Source organism: Pseudoalteromonas tunicata (assembly GCF_002310815.1).
Taxonomy (GTDB): Bacteria; Pseudomonadota; Gammaproteobacteria; order Enterobacterales; family Alteromonadaceae; genus Pseudoalteromonas; species Pseudoalteromonas tunicata.
This window is the reverse complement of record NZ_CP011032.1, coordinates 1,612,617-1,629,444: the sequence shown is the minus strand read 5'-3', so window position 1 is coordinate 1,629,444 and position 16,828 is coordinate 1,612,617. Positions and strand designations below refer to the sequence as shown.

At 39.4% G+C, this 16,828-nt stretch carries 13 protein-coding genes; 6 read left to right on the top strand and 7 right to left on the bottom strand.

The features are described from left to right. Positions 1 to 72: 72 nt before the first annotated feature. The 5 genes from PTUN_RS07540 (at position 73) to PTUN_RS07520 (ending at position 7,366) form a co-directional block, all read left to right on the top strand. Positions 73 to 1,680 carry a DNA-binding protein gene (locus PTUN_RS07540; RefSeq protein WP_009839628.1) on the top strand — a complete coding sequence of 536 codons (1,608 nt, stop codon included), beginning with the start codon at positions 73 to 75 and terminating at the stop codon, positions 1,678 to 1,680. A 301-nt stretch (positions 1,681 to 1,981) separates the two neighbouring features. After that, positions 1,982 to 3,115 (top strand): Na/Pi symporter, encoded by a 1,134-nt coding sequence (locus PTUN_RS07535; RefSeq protein WP_009839625.1) that lies wholly within the window; start codon positions 1,982 to 1,984, stop codon positions 3,113 to 3,115. 237 nt (positions 3,116 to 3,352) lie between these two features. Next, positions 3,353 to 5,683: a carbohydrate binding family 9 domain-containing protein gene (locus PTUN_RS07530; RefSeq protein WP_009839624.1), complete on the top strand. Its 2,331-nt coding sequence runs from the start codon at positions 3,353 to 3,355 to the stop codon at positions 5,681 to 5,683. A gap of 154 nt (positions 5,684 to 5,837) precedes the next feature. Beyond that, complete coding sequence (gene cysK, locus PTUN_RS07525) at positions 5,838 to 6,806, top strand: cysteine synthase A (RefSeq protein WP_009839623.1); 969 nt, start codon at positions 5,838 to 5,840, stop codon at positions 6,804 to 6,806. 116 nt (positions 6,807 to 6,922) lie between these two features. After that, positions 6,923 to 7,366: a hypothetical protein gene (locus tag PTUN_RS07520; protein WP_009839622.1), complete on the top strand. Its 444-nt coding sequence runs from the start codon at positions 6,923 to 6,925 to the stop codon at positions 7,364 to 7,366. A 57-nt stretch (positions 7,367 to 7,423) separates the two neighbouring features. On the opposite strand, the gene PTUN_RS07515 is transcribed toward PTUN_RS07520, so the two are convergent. Beyond that, entirely contained in the window at positions 7,424 to 9,733 is a 2,310-nt protein-coding gene (locus tag PTUN_RS07515) for an acyl-CoA dehydrogenase (RefSeq protein ID WP_009839621.1), read from the bottom strand. Positions 9,734 to 10,028: 295 nt separating this feature from the next. Here PTUN_RS07515 and PTUN_RS07510 point away from each other — a divergent pair, with 295 nt between their 5' ends. Beyond that, positions 10,029 to 11,870, top strand: coding sequence for a M2 family metallopeptidase (locus PTUN_RS07510; RefSeq protein ID WP_009839620.1), 1,842 nt, complete (start codon positions 10,029 to 10,031; stop codon positions 11,868 to 11,870). A gap of 140 nt (positions 11,871 to 12,010) precedes the next feature. Here PTUN_RS07510 and PTUN_RS07505 read toward each other — a convergent pair whose 3' ends face one another. The 6 genes from PTUN_RS07505 to PTUN_RS07480 all read right to left on the bottom strand — a co-directional run bounded on the left by PTUN_RS07505 (position 12,011) and on the right by PTUN_RS07480 (position 16,789). Then, positions 12,011 to 12,385 carry a PH domain-containing protein gene (locus PTUN_RS07505; protein ID WP_009839619.1) on the bottom strand — a complete coding sequence of 125 codons (375 nt, stop codon included), beginning with the start codon at positions 12,383 to 12,385 and terminating at the stop codon, positions 12,011 to 12,013. A gap of 78 nt (positions 12,386 to 12,463) precedes the next feature. Continuing rightward, complete coding sequence (locus tag PTUN_RS07500; RefSeq protein ID WP_009839618.1) at positions 12,464 to 13,366, bottom strand: ABC transporter ATP-binding protein; 903 nt, start codon at positions 13,364 to 13,366, stop codon at positions 12,464 to 12,466. After that, positions 13,363 to 14,184 (bottom strand): ABC transporter permease subunit, encoded by an 822-nt coding sequence (locus PTUN_RS07495; protein ID WP_009839617.1) that lies wholly within the window; start codon positions 14,182 to 14,184, stop codon positions 13,363 to 13,365. The genes PTUN_RS07500 and PTUN_RS07495 overlap by 4 nt, the downstream gene beginning before the upstream one ends. 129 nt (positions 14,185 to 14,313) lie before the next feature. Further along, positions 14,314 to 15,483 (bottom strand): cystathionine beta-lyase, encoded by a 1,170-nt coding sequence (locus tag PTUN_RS07490; RefSeq protein WP_009839616.1) that lies wholly within the window; start codon positions 15,481 to 15,483, stop codon positions 14,314 to 14,316. Positions 15,484 to 15,519: 36 nt separating this feature from the next. After that, positions 15,520 to 16,452 carry an NAD(+) diphosphatase gene (gene nudC, locus PTUN_RS07485; RefSeq protein ID WP_009839615.1) on the bottom strand — a complete coding sequence of 311 codons (933 nt, stop codon included), beginning with the start codon at positions 16,450 to 16,452 and terminating at the stop codon, positions 15,520 to 15,522. Then, positions 16,445 to 16,789, bottom strand: coding sequence for a winged helix-turn-helix transcriptional regulator (locus PTUN_RS07480; RefSeq protein ID WP_009839614.1), 345 nt, complete (start codon positions 16,787 to 16,789; stop codon positions 16,445 to 16,447). Before PTUN_RS07480 ends, nudC begins: the two co-directional genes overlap by 8 nt. Positions 16,790 to 16,828 lie beyond the last annotated feature (39 nt).

The following is a 16,828-nucleotide window of genomic DNA, read 5'->3' as shown; positions in this document are numbered from 1 at the left end:
ATCTACAACTTGAATTATGAGTATAAAAATTCCCTGATAATGGTAAAATATCTACTAGCGTAGAGGAAAGAAATGACAACAAATTACCAAGACATCAAAAAAATATGTGACGAATTACTGATCGCAGGAAAAAAAGTCACTGCAGCCAAAATATTAGCTCAATCAACAGGTTCACAAGCTAAAATTTTGAGTTTTTATCAACAGTGGCGCAATGAATTACTTGAGCATACAAAAGCCAATGCTGAGCCACCTGGGATCAGTGATACCTTTTTAACGTCATTTAAAGCTGAAATGACTCGTTATTCACAAGCACTCACTCATAATCAAGATCTACAACTTGAGCAAGCCCTTGAAGTGGAAGCTCTTTCTTTAGCAAGTTTAGATAAAGCAGAAACAGAACTTGTTGAATTACGCCAAGCAGTTAAATCACTGACTGAACAAGTAAAAGATGATAAACATCATTTTGAAACTGAACTGCATACAATTGAAGAAAAATACCAACAGCAGATCACTGATTTAAAAAGTCATTACGAAAAACAAATTCTAGCGCTCAACCATGACTCTCAAAATAGTATTTCTGAGGTTAAAAATGGTTATGAGCAACAAATTGCTGATCTAACCAATTCAACCGCCAATGAACTGACTGAGTTGAAAAAAGGTTATGAAACGCTGATTGCTGAATTAACTGATAACCGTAATGAAACAATTAACGAGTTAAAAGATAATTACGCTAAGCATATCAGTGAACTGACTCTTTCAAACGACACTACTGTTAGCGAGCTTACAGCCAAACATCAGCAAATTTTAGCCAATACGCAGCAACAAAGTGATGAGCAAATTAAAAATCTTAAAAGTGATTTTGAAGCCAAATTAGCCACACTTGCGACCGATAGTAACGAAAAAATCAAATCATTAGTGGATGATCGTGATAGTGCAATTAGCAACGCCACTGCTAGTGCTAATGCTCAAGTAGAGACACTTAATGCAGCACTAAATGAAAAAGAACATTTAATAGAAAAACTACAAACACAAACTAATGCTGCGCAGCAGGAACTTAAAGCTTTACAAACACAATTGGCAGATCACCAAGCATCAACCAGTGACAAACTCTCTGAACTTGATGATGCGAGCTCTGCCAATAAGCAACTTAAGCAAGCACTCGCGGCAGCGCAGGCTACAATCGCTGATTTAAACCAAAAAATGCAAGAAGCAAATCGTGTCAACGATAGCCAACAGCAAACCTTTAATAATCAAAAAACTGAAGTTGAAAAAGCAAAAGAGCAAGTGCTTTCATCACAACAAATGATGACAGAGTTACGTAATGAAAACATCCAACTATCTAAGCAGATGAACTTCATTAAAAACAGCTCAACTTCTACCATTGAACGTTTAACAACAAACTCTGAGCAAGCGCTGGCTAAAATTAAACAATTAGAAAGCAGCTTAATTAATGAGCAAACGGATGCCAAAAAAGCCATCTCTGAAAATAAACGTTTAGCAGAGCAACTTGATTTTATTAAACAAAACTCAGCAACTACGTTTGAACGTTTAACAAAAAGTGCCGAGCACGCTGCAAATAAAGCACGCCAACTTGAGGCTGAATTAAAAACAGCCACAGCCTTAGCTGAGCAACTAAAAGTTGAAAACGCAAAACTGACCAACCAAAAACAATTTGTTTAATCTCCCCTTTCCACTTGAGCACATATTCTGCTCAAGTGGAGACTCCTTTGTATAATAAAACGCCCGCTAAACCTAGCAAAATAAAATATAACCAATTGATTTTAAATGTTTTAAGTTATTTTAATGTGGATTTTATTTTAGCAACCACCTAGTGAAATATAACTGTAACAAACTTACTGTTTAATCCGCGACAGACAAGGTCAGCAGATGGTTTTTGCTGATCCAATTTAAATTTTGCGGGATGCAAACTCATTTTAAAAAGCCAAAAGTATGCGTATTGTACTTTTGCTGAGAATTTATTATGCATACACAACCAAATGTTACTAAAAAAGTGTTTAACTGGCTTAGCGTCGCTTTTTTTGTTTATTTAATGCTGGTCGCTGTTGGCACTGTCAGTAGCGGTTTTAAACTTTTTTCTGGTGGCAGCGAGGGAGCAAAAGAAATTTTTGAGTTTGCGACAAATCCTTTTGTCGCTTTACTTATGGGTGCACTTGCAACGGCATTGGTACAATCTTCTTCAACTGTAACCTCAGTGATTGTAGGGCTTGTCGCTGGTGGCTTACCCCTTGGCATTGCCATTCCAATGATCATGGGTGCAAATATTGGCACCACAATAACCAATACAATCGTGTCATTTGGTCATATCCGCGATAAAGAAGAATTTAGACGTGCATTTAGCGCCTCTACTGTGCATGATTTTTTTAATTTAATTGCTGTATTAATTTTCCTGCCATTAGAACTTGCTTTTGGTTTACTCGAAAAGCTTGCCAGTGCCTTAGCTCACCTTTTCATCGGTGATGCCGATTTATCAATGAAAAGCATGAACTTCATGAAACCTCTAATTAGCCCAGGTGTCGATTTAGCCAAAAGTGTATTGGGTTTCTTTGAAGGTAAAACATTAGGCATGGGATTAGTTATTTTAGGTATCGGGCTAATTTTAATCTCAGTGACACTGCTTGGAAAAATACTTAAAAAAGTTATGGTCGGTAGAGCTAAAGATATATTACATCGTGCCATTGGCCGTGGCCCTATCGCAGGTATTACATCAGGTGCTTTAGTGACCGTTATGGTGCAATCATCTTCTACTACCACGAGTTTAATGATCCCCTTAGCTGGCAATGGTATGTTCACCACTAAACAAATCTATCCTTTTACCTTAGGGGCTAATATTGGTACCACAATTACAGCTTTACTTGCAGCAACCGCGATTTCTGGCCCAACTGCCTTAGTAGCACTGACGATATCGTTAGTTCATGTATTATTTAATCTATTGGCAGTGCTGGTTATTTACGGTCTTCCTTTTTTAAGAGAGCTTCCAATTAAAGCTGCTGAAAAACTTGCGCAGATTGGTACAAAAAATAAATCATTAGCTCTGGGCTATGTATTAAGTGTGTTTTTTCTTATACCTGGATTTATGGTGCTTGCCGTCAGGTAACAAACAGCAAAGTCCGACAAAGCGCTCTGATTACTGAGCGCTTATTCTTTCGAATTTAGGAATAAACTCTTCGCTTGAACATCCTAAAACCTGAACCCAATACAGGTAAATCATTGCATTTATGGGGTTTTAATCTTACAAAATCGTGATTTATCGTTTAAACCTTGCCGCAAACAATAAAGCCACCTAATTTTAACGACATTATAACAATTAACCTCACTTTCCTCGGGAGAAAGGATGTTCAAAACATCACTTATCGCCTGCTTACTGTTAGCAAGCCCTGTTGTTTTTTCAGCAAACCCTATGTCAATTCCATTTATCGATACATCGGCAAATATTGATGGCCAATTGAGTGAACCACATTGGCAGCAAGCAAAAAAAATATCTGTTGATAACATTACTTGGCCCTATGAAAATCAACCTAGCCCTGAAAAAATGAATGTCTATGTTTATGAGAATGGCGAAATGCTTTATGTCGCCTTTGAGGCATTTGATAGTGAACCTGATAAAATACGTGCCTTTTATCGCGATAGAGATAAAGCCTGGGATGATGACCTCATAGGACTAAAAATTGACTCTTTCAACAATCAAAAATTAGCCTACCAGTTTTTCATTAATCCACTAGGGGTGCAAATGGATTCCATCGAAAATGAGCTGACAAAACAAGAAAGCGATGCATGGGATGGAATTTGGGAAAGCGCCGGTCAAATTAATGACAAAGGCTTTATTGTCGAAATTGCCCTCCCGTTTCGCATGCTGAACTTCGATGACAAACTACCCATTAAAACCATGGCCATGGAGTTTGTGCGTTTCTTACCTCGCAATGAACGCTTACGCATTTCAAGCATGAAAATTGACCATAATAATAACTGTTGGATTTGCCAGATGCCTCAAGTCAGTGGTTTTGAAAAAACCAAGCAAGGCAACAACCTGACGTTAGTACCAGCGTTAGTGATGGGTAAAAGCCAACAAAGAAACATCAGCAGATCTGCGCCTTCAGATTGGCAAAGTGAATCAAATATTGAACCGAGCCTCGATGTAAAATGGGGAATAACACCTGATATTACCCTTAATACCACGATAAACCCGGATTTTTCACAAGTGGAAGCTGATGCTGCTCAACTGAGTATCAATGATAATTTTGCTCTTTTTTATCCAGAAAAACGGGCGTTTTTTTCAGATAATGCCGACTATTTTGCCTCGTCTTGGGATCTTATCTATACCCGAAATGTCGCCGAGCCAGAATACGGTGCCAAAATTACCGGTAATTTAGAACAACATAACTTTGCTGCTTTTGTTGCTAACGACAAACAAACGAACATTATTATTCCTGGTAATTTAGGTTCGACCATTGTTTCGTTAGATGGTAAAAGTGAAAATCTTGCAATGCGCTATCGATACGATGTGAGTAATAATTTATCGTTTGCATCAACTGCAACCTCAAGAAGTAGTGGTGACTACTCAAGCCGTTTAATGAGCCTTGACAGCAAATACCGCCTAACAGACAGTGATACCTTTAAAGTGCAAGTTGCACACTCTCGCACCCAATATTCGCAAGAAATAATAAATCAACTGTGTAATGGCGACGATTGCCAAACAAACCAAGTTACCTCTTGCCAATCAGGACACGACTGCCAGTTTAACGAATTTGTTCTTCGTGTATTAAACCCAGAGCCGATTTCAGATCAAGCCTATTACCTTAGCTATGAACATAATGAAAAGCATTGGATGGCCTTTAGTAATTACAGTAATTTTGGTGCTGATTTTAGAGCCGATTTAGGGTTTATGGGTCAAATTGATTTTAATAAATTTGTTACTGGTGGTCGCTATCGCTGGTATGGCGAGCAACAAGACTGGTGGAGCCGGATGGAATTTTACAGTGATTGGGATATCAGCCATAACGACAATAATGAACTGCTTGAAAAAGAATTTGAAGCGAGTTTCTCCCTAAACGGTCCCCTTCAAAGTTATTTTGAACTCTATGTCATGCAGCGCGACAGAGCGGGCTTAAGACATGATAAAAGCAGTTTGTTGATTGATGGCAATACCACCTTATTTAATGAAGATAGTGTATCGCTCTATGCTGAAATTAAACCCATGGCAGGCCTTTTCAGTAGCCTTAAAATTTCAACCGATCACGCAATAGATTTAACCAATAATCGATTAGGTCAACGTTTGCGTATTGTGCCCGTCGCAAATGTAAATTTAACTCGCCACCTAGAATTAAAACTGCGCCATACCTATGAAAAAATGGATTCAGGTTCAGCGTCCCTTTTTACCGCGAATTTAACCGATGCAAGACTAACCTATCAATTTGATATAAAAAGTTTTTTACGGTTAGCATTTATTTATACCGATATTGAGCGCAATCCCGATAACTACCTAATTCCGGTCGATAAACATTACCAACAATTTTCGACTCAACTGCTTTATTCCTACAAAGTAAATCCACAAACGGTCTTCTTTGCTGGTTATTCTGATAATGGTTATAAGGACGATGACATCGAGCACCTTAAACGCAATGAGCGAGCCGTTTTTGTAAAATTAAGTTATGCGTGGTTATTATAAATTTTGCTAACAATTTCAGGGAAAGCCCTGATTTTATAAGCTTTGGTAAGCCTTATTGATATAAGTTATAGCCAAAGCTTCCTTCTTTTTTTATGGCACAATTGTATGCTTAAGCTAATACCTTCCAAACACATTGGAATATAAGGAAAAGCAAATGTCTAAGATTTTTAATGATAATTCACTTACGATTGGTAATACACCTCTTGTCAAATTAAACCGCGTTACTACTGGTAATGTCTTCGCTAAAATCGAAGCCCGTAATCCAAGTTTCAGCGTGAAGTGCCGCATTGGCGCATCAATGATTTGGGAAGCTGAGAAATCAGGCCAACTTACCAAAGATAAAGAAATTATTGAGCCAACATCTGGTAATACAGGTATAGCACTTGCTTTTGTTGCAGCTTCACGTGGTTACAAGTTAACACTCACAATGCCAAGCACCATGAGCTTAGAACGCCGTAAATTATTAAAAGCGTTAGGCGCTAATTTAGTATTAACTGAAGGGCCAAAAGGAATGAAAGGTGCAATTGAAAAAGCACAAGAAATCCAACAAGCCGAGCCAAATAAGTTTGTTTTATTACAACAATTTGAAAATCCAGCCAATCCTAAAATTCATTTTGAAACAACTGGACCTGAAATCTTTGAAGCAACCGATGGCAACATTGATTTCTTCGTAGCCGGTGTTGGTACTGGTGGTACGATTACAGGTGTAAGCCGTTATCTTAAACTTGAAAAAGGCTTAGCCGTTAAAGCTATCGCTGTTGAACCTGTTGATTCACCAGTTATTTCTCAAAAATTAGCAGGACAAGAAATCAAACCTGGTCCACACAAAATTCAGGGGATTGGTGCAGGTTTTATTCCTGGCAACCTTGATTTAGAAATGCTGGATGGTGTTGAACAAGTATCAAATGAAGAAGCGATTGCTACGGCGCATCGTTTAATGAAAGAAGAAGGCATTTTAGCTGGTATTTCATCAGGCGCTGCTGTTGCTGCTGCAATCCGTATTGCTGAAAAACCGGAAAATGCAGGTAAGAATATTGTGGTTATATTACCAAGCTCTGCAGAGCGCTATTTATCTTCTCCATTATTCTCAGAAGAGTTTAGCGATCAAGAACTTGTACAGTAAATTATAAATATTCAAAAAGCACCTAAGGGTGCTTTTTTTGTGCCCAAAATACACAGTTGCACTCACATTCTCAACTGATATAGTTACCAGTAGTTAAAAATATAGGTTAATAATTTATGGTTTATTTACGTATTTTACTGTTAGCTACATTTGGCATGTTGCTCACAGCTTGTGGCGATGAAGGGCCGGATATAAAAGGAGATACAAATACTCCTGAATATGCAACTATCCATTTTTTTCATGCTATGTATAACGATAAAGATTTAGAACAAGTCATGTCAATGTCGACACCTAAGCTTGCTCGAATCATTGAATCGTATGGTTCAACCAGTCAATTTGCTCGTAGCATCATTAATATGCAGTTTGATGAGGTAACGCTTGAAGTGGACCAAACAAGTCGCTCTGTTCGTAAAATTTATGGTGATAACGCAACGATCACACTGATTTTTTCTGGTACATTTCAAGGGAATAAAGTTGATGATATGCGCAGTGTGAAACTCATCAAAATCAAATCTACTTGGTATATCGATAAAATAATTGATGATCCTTACGGTAAGTAATACCGCGCATAAAAAAGCCAACATCAAGTTGGCTTTTTTGTTTACATAGGTGAGAAGTTAAGCCGCTTTTGAACTCTTAACTGTGCGTCCTTCAAGCTCCCCAGGGGCAAAATTATCAACATTAATTGCCTGTAAACGTAGCTCATTAGCCGCAAGCATCGCTTCGGCTTCATCTTCATTAATCAGCTTAATGAATTTTGCTTTTTCAATTAATTCGATAATCGATACTTTGCTTGGCAACTCACCTTTATGTTGCGCTTTGTTTAGCTTTGCAAATAATCCTTCACAGCGGTACATGGCTTGAAACGCCTGTTCCATTACACCAGTACCTGCATTGTCATCAATAAAACATAAGTGCGTTAAACGGTTGCGCATGACTCCTGGTTTAATCATATGCTGACAAATTTGCTGAGCGGACTCGTCACTCGGTTGTCTATAACTATTACCAAACGGAAAAATCAAACGCTTAAGTGCATAACCGATCAATTTATTTGGGAAGTTACTACACAAGCCATAAAAAGCTTGGCCAATTTGATACAAACTGTGATCTATTGAGTATTCAACAAAAGGTAAATCAGATTGCTGGCGGCCTTGGTCTTCATAACGCTTTAACACCGTTGAAGCGATATACAAATGACTTAATACATCACCCAAGCGAGCCGAAATCATTTCTTTACGTTTAAGCTCACCACCAAGTAACAACATTGCCAAATCAGTAGAAATTGCAAGCGCACGACTCATACGGCCAAGCTGTTTATAATATTTTGCCGTTGGGCCAGAAACTGGCGCCGAATTAAAACGCGCAGCAGTTAAACCATGAAATAGAGTCATTGTAGCGTTGGTACCTGCAAAGAGGATATGTTTGACTAATAAGTCATCAAACTGTTTAAGACCCTCTTCTGCATCGGCCATCGCAGCGGCTTCCATCTCTTTGAGTACATACGGATGACAACGGGTTGCACCTTGACCAAAGATCATTAAGTTGCGGGTTAAAATGTTAGCGCCTTCAACAGTAATTGAAATCGGCACGCCCATATAACCATGCGCTAAATAATTGTGATGACCTAATTGGATAGCTTTACCTGCATGAATATCAAACGCATCGTTAACTACGACACGACTCATTTCAGTCATATGATATTTAGCAATCGCAGTCACGACCGACGGGCTTAATTTCATATCAATAGCGCTTGCTGTCATCAATCGCATCGCTTCTAGGGCATACGTATGGCCACCAATTCGAGCAAGTGACTCTTGCACACCTTCAAATTTACCAATTGATAAACCAAACTGTTTACGCACATAAGCATAAGCACCGGTCATGCGAGCACTTAAGTGACCGGTCGCACTGGCAAGTGCAGGTAATGAAATACCGCGTCCAGCACTTAAGCATTCAACTAACATGCGCCAGCCTCTTCCAGCATATTCTGGGCCACCAATAATCCAATCAAGAGGAATAAAAACATCTTCGCCGTAGGTTGTACCGTTCATAAACGCCATGGCCATTGGGTAATGACGCTCTCCTATTTGCACACCAGGATGACTCGTAGGTATTAGCGCGCAGGTAATACCAATATCGACCTTATCGCCGAGTAATCCATCAGGATCTGACATTTTAAATGCAAGGCCTAAAACGCTTGCTACTGGCGCTAGGGTAATATAGCGTTTAGACCAATTAAGCCTTAAACCCAATACTGTTTCACCATTATAAAGACCCTCACAAACAACCCCGGTGTCAGGAATTGAGCCGGCATCAGAGCCTGCCTCAGGGCCAGTCAGGGCAAAACAAGGTACATCTTTACCTTTTGCTAAACTGGGCAACCAACGCTCTTTTTGCTCCTCAGTACCGTAATGCATCAGTAATTCACCCGGACCTAAGCTATTAGGTACCATTACAGTGACCGCTGCGGTTAAGCTTTTTGTTGCAATAGTTGAGACTATGGTTGAATTTGCAATTGCTGAGAAGTCACGACCACCGTAACTTTCTGGAATAATGAGGGCAAAAAAACCTTCGTCTTTTAGGTACTGCCAAACCTCTGGCGAAAGGTCTTTATCTTGATGAACAATTTTATAGTCATCTAACATTGCACACAGTGTTTGTACTTGGTTATCTAAAAAGCTTTGCTCTTTTTCAGATAAGCTAGGTTTGGCGTATGCATGTAATTTATGCCAATCAGGATCACCTTTAAATAGTTCTCCATCCCACCAGATATCGCCCGCTTCCATCGCTTCACGTTCAGTTTGTGATAATGGCGGCAGTACTCTTTTGAAAAACGCAAATGCTGGTCGACTGATCAAACTCAAACGAATATCAGTCACCATAAAGATAATTACCACTGCAACTATCAGCAGAATTAAAATAGACATACAAGATCCCTTTTTATTCAAATAAAAACCAATGAGATTCAGTATAGTCCGAACTCAAATGAATATTTAGTTTTAGGCTAATACAATTTACTTATTTTGATTTCGCTCAAGCAAAAATTTAACCAGTGCCTGATAGCTTAAAACTTCTTCATCATACCTGAAAATTTATAGGCTAATAGACTGATTTAATTTTTATTTTCCTATAGTTCAAACTTCTGTAACCATGCGTGATTTACCCTAGCTGCACTGGCTGTTATCATGCATAAACACAATAATAATGTTTCAGGGGAACACCATGACAACAAAAACCTTTAAGCTAAGCTTAACGGCACTGGTAGTAGGTGCAAGTTTATCGCTTACAGCCTGCAATGATGCAAATAAAAGCAACGCCATACCTGTCGTTGCACAAGCTGTGACAGCTCAAGATGCTAAACAATTTTTAGCCAAATCAGAGCAAGAACTGCAAGCACTATATTTAGAAAGTAATCGAGCTGAATGGATTTATGCTAATTTTATTACCGAAGATACCTCTGAGTTATCAGCCGCTGTAAATGAAAAAATGACTGCTGCCGTGGTCCGTTTAGCGAATGAAGCAGCCAAATTTAATGCGCTTGAGCTCGATAGTGATACTCGTCGTAAACTTGATAAACTAAAACAAGCGCTCACGCTTGCAGCACCGCAAGATGAAGCTAAAAATGCTGAACTTTCAAAATTAATGGCTGAGCTCGGTGGTTTATACGGTAAAGGTAAATACTGTAAAACTGAAGGTGAATGTTTAAGCTTAGGCGACATGACAGCCAAAATGGCTACCAGCCGTGATTACGATGAATTACTCGATTTATGGCAAGGTTGGCGTCAGGTTTCAAAACCTATGCGTCCACTGTATGAACAACAAGTGACGCTTGCAAACGAAGGTGCTAAAGAGCTTGGCTACGCAGACACCGGCGCAATGTGGCGTAGCAAATACGACATGCCTGCTGATGATTTTGCCAAAGAGCTAGACCGTATTTGGGGCCAAGTTAAACCGCTTTATAATTCTTTACATTGTCATGTTCGTGCTAAATTGGGCGAAAAATATGGCACAGATAAAGTACCTCAAGATCAGCCAATCCCAGCACATCTTCTTGGTAACATGTGGGCACAAACTTGGGGCAATGTTTATGATTTAGTGGCACCTGCAGATGCGGATCCGGGTTACGATGTCACAGAACTTTTAGCCAAACATAACTATGATGAACTCACTATGGTTAAAGGCGCAGAAAAGTTCTTTACCTCGATGGGTTTTGACCCCCTGCCAGAAACCTTCTATGAGCGCTCTCTTTTTACTAAACCACAAGATCGCGATGTACAATGCCATGCGTCTGCGTGGAATTTAGACAGCAAAGACGATTTACGTATTAAAATGTGTATTCAACGCACTGGTGAAGAATTCTCGGTCATCCACCATGAGTTAGGGCATAACTTCTATCAACGTGCTTACAACAAATTGCCACTTTATTATCAAGAAAGTGCCAATGATGGTTTCCATGAAGCGATTGGCGATACGATTGCTCTTTCGGTCACACCTGGTTATTTAAAAGAAATTGGTTTACTCGACCAAGTACCTGATGAATCAAAAGACATTGGTTTATTAATGAAAATGGCGATGGATAAGGTAGCTTTCATTCCATTTGGCTTATTAGTTGACCAATGGCGCTGGCAAGTATTTTCAGGCCAAGTAACTCCTGAAAATTACAACCAAGCGTGGTGGGATTTACGTGAAAAATACCAAGGTGTAAAAGCGCCAATTGCCCGTAGTGAAGCGGACTTTGATCCAGGTGCAAAATACCATGTACCAGGTAATACGCCTTACACCCGTTACTTCTTAGCACATATTCTACAGTTTGAATTCCATAAAAGCTTATGTGAAATTGCAGGCAATAAAGAAGCAATTCACCGTTGTTCGGTTTATAACTCAAAAGAAGCGGGTGAACGTCTTAATGCTATGCTAGAAATGGGCTCAAGCCGTCCATGGCAAGAAGCATTAGCTTCTGTAACAGGCAAGCCTGAAATGGATGCAACTGCAATTTTAGATTACTTTGCCCCACTACAAAAATACCTTGATGAGCAAAACAAAGGCCGTCAATGTGGTTGGTAAGTAACATTAACAACTAAATAAAAAGGCTCATTCTGCAACAGAATGAGCCTTTTTTAGTCGTTAAAATATGAGTAGTGCTTAGTTACTTAAAAGAACCGCTAAAACTCAGTGACTTTTTTAAAGATATATTACTATTATGTTTATAATACGAACTGACTCAAAATACGGTAAACATCATTGATGTTATCACCAGCTTTAAACTCTTTCACTAGTGGTAATGGCTCTGAGCCAATCCAAATTTTGAGCTCTGCATCTAAATCAAAATGACCTGCGCTTTCTTTACTAAATTTAGTAATTTTATTATAAGGAATACTCAGCATTTCAATTTTTGAACCAGTAACACCTTGTTTATCAATCAATATTAGCCGTTTATTGGTAAAGACAAACATATCACGAATGACTTTATACGCCTTTTGCACTGACTCACCATCAATCAACGCGTCTCCTATCAATTGATCAAGTGTATTTCCATCAACCTCACTGGCATTGCCCATTAAACCACTTAATAATCCCATTAGGGTCTCCTTGTTTTGGTATTAACTGATAAAGTGTAGCTCGATATTACTGAATTTCTTATAATTGCTAATAGAAATCTATTCAAACAGCTGATTTTCAAGTGTTTTACCATTAACTAAACTACGATAACGCCAGTTTTTTTGATGGCAAAGCTGTAAAATCTTAATGTCCGCTTCATGACTTGCGACATTAGCAGCGAGCGTAATCAAATACTCTCTATCTTGGGGCATTGTGACTTTTTCAACTTCGGCAAGCCCTTCAAAAAGACTGATAAGTTCCTCTTGTTTTTGACTCATCGCAAGGGTTAAATAGCCTTGCGTTGCATCACTGGCTAAGGTTTGATGTTGATGCATTTGCCCAAGTTCTAAATACAATACTTGTTGGCATAAACGCTCTAACTCACTTAAATCATGAGAACTTAAAATAAACGTTGTTTCTTGCGATAAGTCCGCCACAAGTTGGCGAATTTCACGAGCATGTAAGGGATCAAGACCTGCGGTTGCTTCATCAAGCATCACAATTTTTGGTTTACCTATTAAAGTTTGAGCGATGCTAACTCGTTTGCGCATACCATGAGAAAGTGCAGCTGGCTTTTCTTGCAATACCTCACTCAAACCGACTAAATCAAGAGTACGCTGCGCTTCAATTTTACTTTCTTTTGCAGACAATCCTTGTAAACGGCCATAAAAAGTAAGCTGATGAGCAATCGAAAAACGCGGATCAAGCACCGCATCTTGAGGTAAGGCCGCCAATTGACCAAATAATGCCGAACTTCCAGCAGGGTGCCCTAAAATCTCAACCTGACCAGAACTGGCTTGTAAATAACCGCATAAAATACTAAACAGTGTGGTTTTACCTGCACCATTGGGGCCAACTAATGCGACAGGATCACCCGCTGCAATTTCAAAGCTCACGTTTTTGAGCGCGTGTTTAGCACCAAAATAATGGTTTAAACTATCAACCTTAATAATTGTACTCATAGCGAACTCCTTTTTATCACCAAACTGGCTGCGGCCAAATAACAGGCGCTTTGAATAACTGGAATAAGGTAACTACTGAGTGAAAAACTCTGCTGACCAATAACTTCATTTAATTGAAACCCAGGATAAATGTAATAAAGGTATTCAGAAAAAGGAATATAGTGAGTCAAGATTGCAATCAGCGCGCTGCCTATGCCATAAAATAAGACACACATCACAATGGCTAATTTGGACGAACGGATAAAACTATTCAAAAACGCCATTAAGGCAATAAACGGGATCACCGCTAATACTAGCTCCTTAAATAACCCAATCCCTTTAGCAAAACCAGGCATCAAAAGCGCGCTCTCACGATAAGTCGCCATCAAAATAGTAGCCAATAACGTCAGTGCAATTAATGCTGTCACTATCAGTAATTGCCCAATAAATCGGCCAAATACCACTTCATTTCGAGTTGCTCTAAGTGTAATAAAACGCAGCGTACCGCGAGTGCGGTCAGAACAAGTTTGATCGCTTGCAGCAAAAAGAGCAAACAATGGAAAAGAATACAATGCAACTAACCAATAAATGGCTAATTCAGGTACTTTCCAAGTCAACAGTTCTGATAAACCAAGCACACCAAACATTTGCATCGCCATTTGGCGGAAATCTTCCGATGATACAATCGTTACCGCCGAATTAACTGGGTAACGCAAAATAACAAACCACACTGTGGCAAAAGCCGCTAAGGCTAATAAACCCCGTTTGGTAAAAAACAACCTTACTAATTCAAAGGTTGCTAAACACCAAGCACGATTAATGCTTTGTTGTATAAACATATTTTTGCTCTTTTTATTTTTACTTACCCTACCCTAATCATAATAAAGAGTGATTGCGAGGGTTAAATTGTTAATGAGTATGTTATTTGTAACAATTGCCATTAAAAAGCCTGCTACGCAGGCTGTTTATTAAATATTTTGTTGATAAATGGTCAGTGCTTGCGCTAAGTCTTCAATCAAATCATCGGTATCTTCTAAGCCAACATGGATACGAATAAGCGGCCCATGCTGCCAACCCGTTGCAGTTCTAAGATGTGATAATGTTAAATTTGCCGTTACTAAGCTTTCAAATCCACCCCATGAATAACCCATTTTAAAATGATGTAATGCATCAAGAAAGGCGTTAATAGCATCTTGAGTGCCCTCTTTCATCACAAAAGAAAATAAGCCATTACTGCCCTGAAAATCGCGTTTAAAGAACTCATGCCCGGGGCAAGTTGGCAATGCAGGATGACGAACATGATCAACTAAAGGATGCGCACTTAGCCAATCGGCAATTTTCAATGCACTTTTTTCGTGTTGTTGTAAACGCACAGCCAACGTACGTAAGCCACGAAGTGCTAAATAAGCATCATCCGCAGACGTACATTGCCCCATTAAATAAGAATTTTCGCGCAACTGTGGCCAATGTTTATCATTTGCGACAGCCACTCCCATCATTACATCTGAATGACCAACAATGTATTTTGTCGCAGCTTGAATACTAATATCAACCCCAAAATCCAGTGGTCTAAAATGAAAGCCATTACCATAAGTATTATCAAGCATCACTAGCATATTGTGCTCATGTGCAATACTTGCAAGCAATGGCACATCTTGCACTTCCATTGAAATTGAACCTGGTGATTCTAAAAACAAAATACGCGTATTGGGACGAATTAACGCTTTAATCCCTTCGCCAATTAATGGGTCGTAATAAGTCGTTTCAACCCCCATATTTTGTAAAATTACTCGGCAGAAATCACGTGTCGGTTCATAGGCGGTATCCACCATTAAAATATGATCGCCAGTTTTAACAAAGGATAAAATCGCATTGCTGATTGCAGCAGCACCTGATGGATACAAAGCACATCCGGCACCGTTTTCTAACTCACTAATGGCATCTTGCAGCGCAAAATGTGTAGTGGTACCTCTGCGACCATAAAATAAAGTGTGATTGGCTCTATTAATCACCGCGTGTTTCATATCGGCTACGGTATCAAACACAATCGTAGAGGCGCGTTGTACCACGGGATTTACCACGCCATGAGTAAATGCTTTTTTACGTCCTGCACTGACAATTTGTGTTTCTTTTTTCATTTTATTCTCCAAATTCGCCTCTGAAATAGCAAAAAATCATACTGTTTCTGGCGAAGCTAAATTGCGCCAGTGTTCAATTAAATAACGAGAGATTGAGTCAATTCGCGGTAATTTATAGCCTTGGCTGTCATCGCCCCATTGACCAAATTCATTTAACTCTGCGCGGCTAAACCAATGAGCCTGCTCAATTTCATCTTCATCAACAGTAATTTTTGGCTCTTCTGCGCGCGCAATAAATCCTAACATAATTGAAGATGGAAAAGGCCAAGGTTGTGAGGCTAAATACCCAATATCGGTCACTTTTATACCCGCTTCCTCCATTACTTCTCGGGCAACGGCTTGTTCCAGCGTTTCACCAGGATCAACAAAACCAGCCAATGTTGACATCGCCCCATTTGGCCAAACACTTTGTCGACCTAATAAGCATCGCTCAATGCCATCGGCAAAGACATGTGTTACCAGCATAATAACCGCAGGATCGGTGCGAGGAAATGTTTGATGCAAGCAGTTCGCATTAGTGCATTTTCGAGAATGCCCAGCTTCAACCATATGATTTTGATGACCGCAGCGGCCACAAAAACGATGCGTTCGATGCCAATAACTTAAGCCCCTAGCAAGTGCTAAAATTGAAGCTTGTTCGCCAAAAATGGCTACACCATGGCGACGTAAATCAACAAACTCACCAAAATAATGTAACGCCTTGATCGCTGGTTCTTCGAGATGACTGACATCAATTGCAAAATACGCATGCTCAGCGTTATTTCCTAAAAAGATGGCTTGGCTGACATCAAGCAGACCAAGTTGCTCTTTAGTTAAAAATACAGGTTCTGCAACATCAACCTTAAATAAGTTTTTATCTTGATAGGTTAATACCCAACGACTATTTTGCACCATTTGACGTTGGCACCAATCCTGACTTTTTCGCTCTTTACTTGCCCGATTAAGGTACATTTGTGCGTAATTATACATCTCGGGTTCCTTTTAACAGTAAATCAGCCCATGTTTGAGACCAAGCTGCCATTGGCTTAATGTGCTCTGCAAGTAACTGGGCATGTTGACTTAAATCATATCCATAAGGAGTTTTTATCACTAAACCTAAAGCAGCAAGCTCTTTTAATCGAGAATTGAGTAACGTCGGGGAAATATCTTCACAGCGCAGTTGAAGCTCGCGAAAAGTAGCAGGACTTTCTCGTAATTGCCAGATAATCCCCAAACACCAAGTGCGACCTAACAAATCAAACAAAGCCATAATAGGCTTTCCTGTTTTTGAGCCTCGTACCGCTTGCCCAGGAATGGGAATAGCCATGATAAGTCTCTATAAAAAAATAATTTTTTAGAGCCTATC

Coding starts and splice junctions, on each gene's coding strand:
- PTUN_RS07540 (WP_009839628.1), top strand. CDS start 73: ATGACAACAAATTACCAAGACATCAAAAAAATATGTGACGAATTACTG.
- PTUN_RS07535 (WP_009839625.1), top strand. CDS start 1,982: ATGCATACACAACCAAATGTTACTAAAAAAGTGTTTAACTGGCTTAGC.
- PTUN_RS07530 (WP_009839624.1), top strand. CDS start 3,353: ATGTTCAAAACATCACTTATCGCCTGCTTACTGTTAGCAAGCCCTGTT.
- cysK (WP_009839623.1), top strand. CDS start 5,838: ATGTCTAAGATTTTTAATGATAATTCACTTACGATTGGTAATACACCT.
- PTUN_RS07520 (WP_009839622.1), top strand. CDS start 6,923: ATGGTTTATTTACGTATTTTACTGTTAGCTACATTTGGCATGTTGCTC.
- PTUN_RS07515 (WP_009839621.1), bottom strand. CDS start 9,733: ATGTCTATTTTAATTCTGCTGATAGTTGCAGTGGTAATTATCTTTATG.
- PTUN_RS07510 (WP_009839620.1), top strand. CDS start 10,029: ATGACAACAAAAACCTTTAAGCTAAGCTTAACGGCACTGGTAGTAGGT.
- PTUN_RS07505 (WP_009839619.1), bottom strand. CDS start 12,385: ATGGGATTATTAAGTGGTTTAATGGGCAATGCCAGTGAGGTTGATGGA.
- PTUN_RS07500 (WP_009839618.1), bottom strand. CDS start 13,366: ATGAGTACAATTATTAAGGTTGATAGTTTAAACCATTATTTTGGTGCT.
- PTUN_RS07495 (WP_009839617.1), bottom strand. CDS start 14,184: ATGTTTATACAACAAAGCATTAATCGTGCTTGGTGTTTAGCAACCTTT.
- PTUN_RS07490 (WP_009839616.1), bottom strand. CDS start 15,483: ATGAAAAAAGAAACACAAATTGTCAGTGCAGGACGTAAAAAAGCATTT.
- nudC (WP_009839615.1), bottom strand. CDS start 16,452: ATGTATAATTACGCACAAATGTACCTTAATCGGGCAAGTAAAGAGCGA.
- PTUN_RS07480 (WP_009839614.1), bottom strand. CDS start 16,789: ATGGCTATTCCCATTCCTGGGCAAGCGGTACGAGGCTCAAAAACAGGA.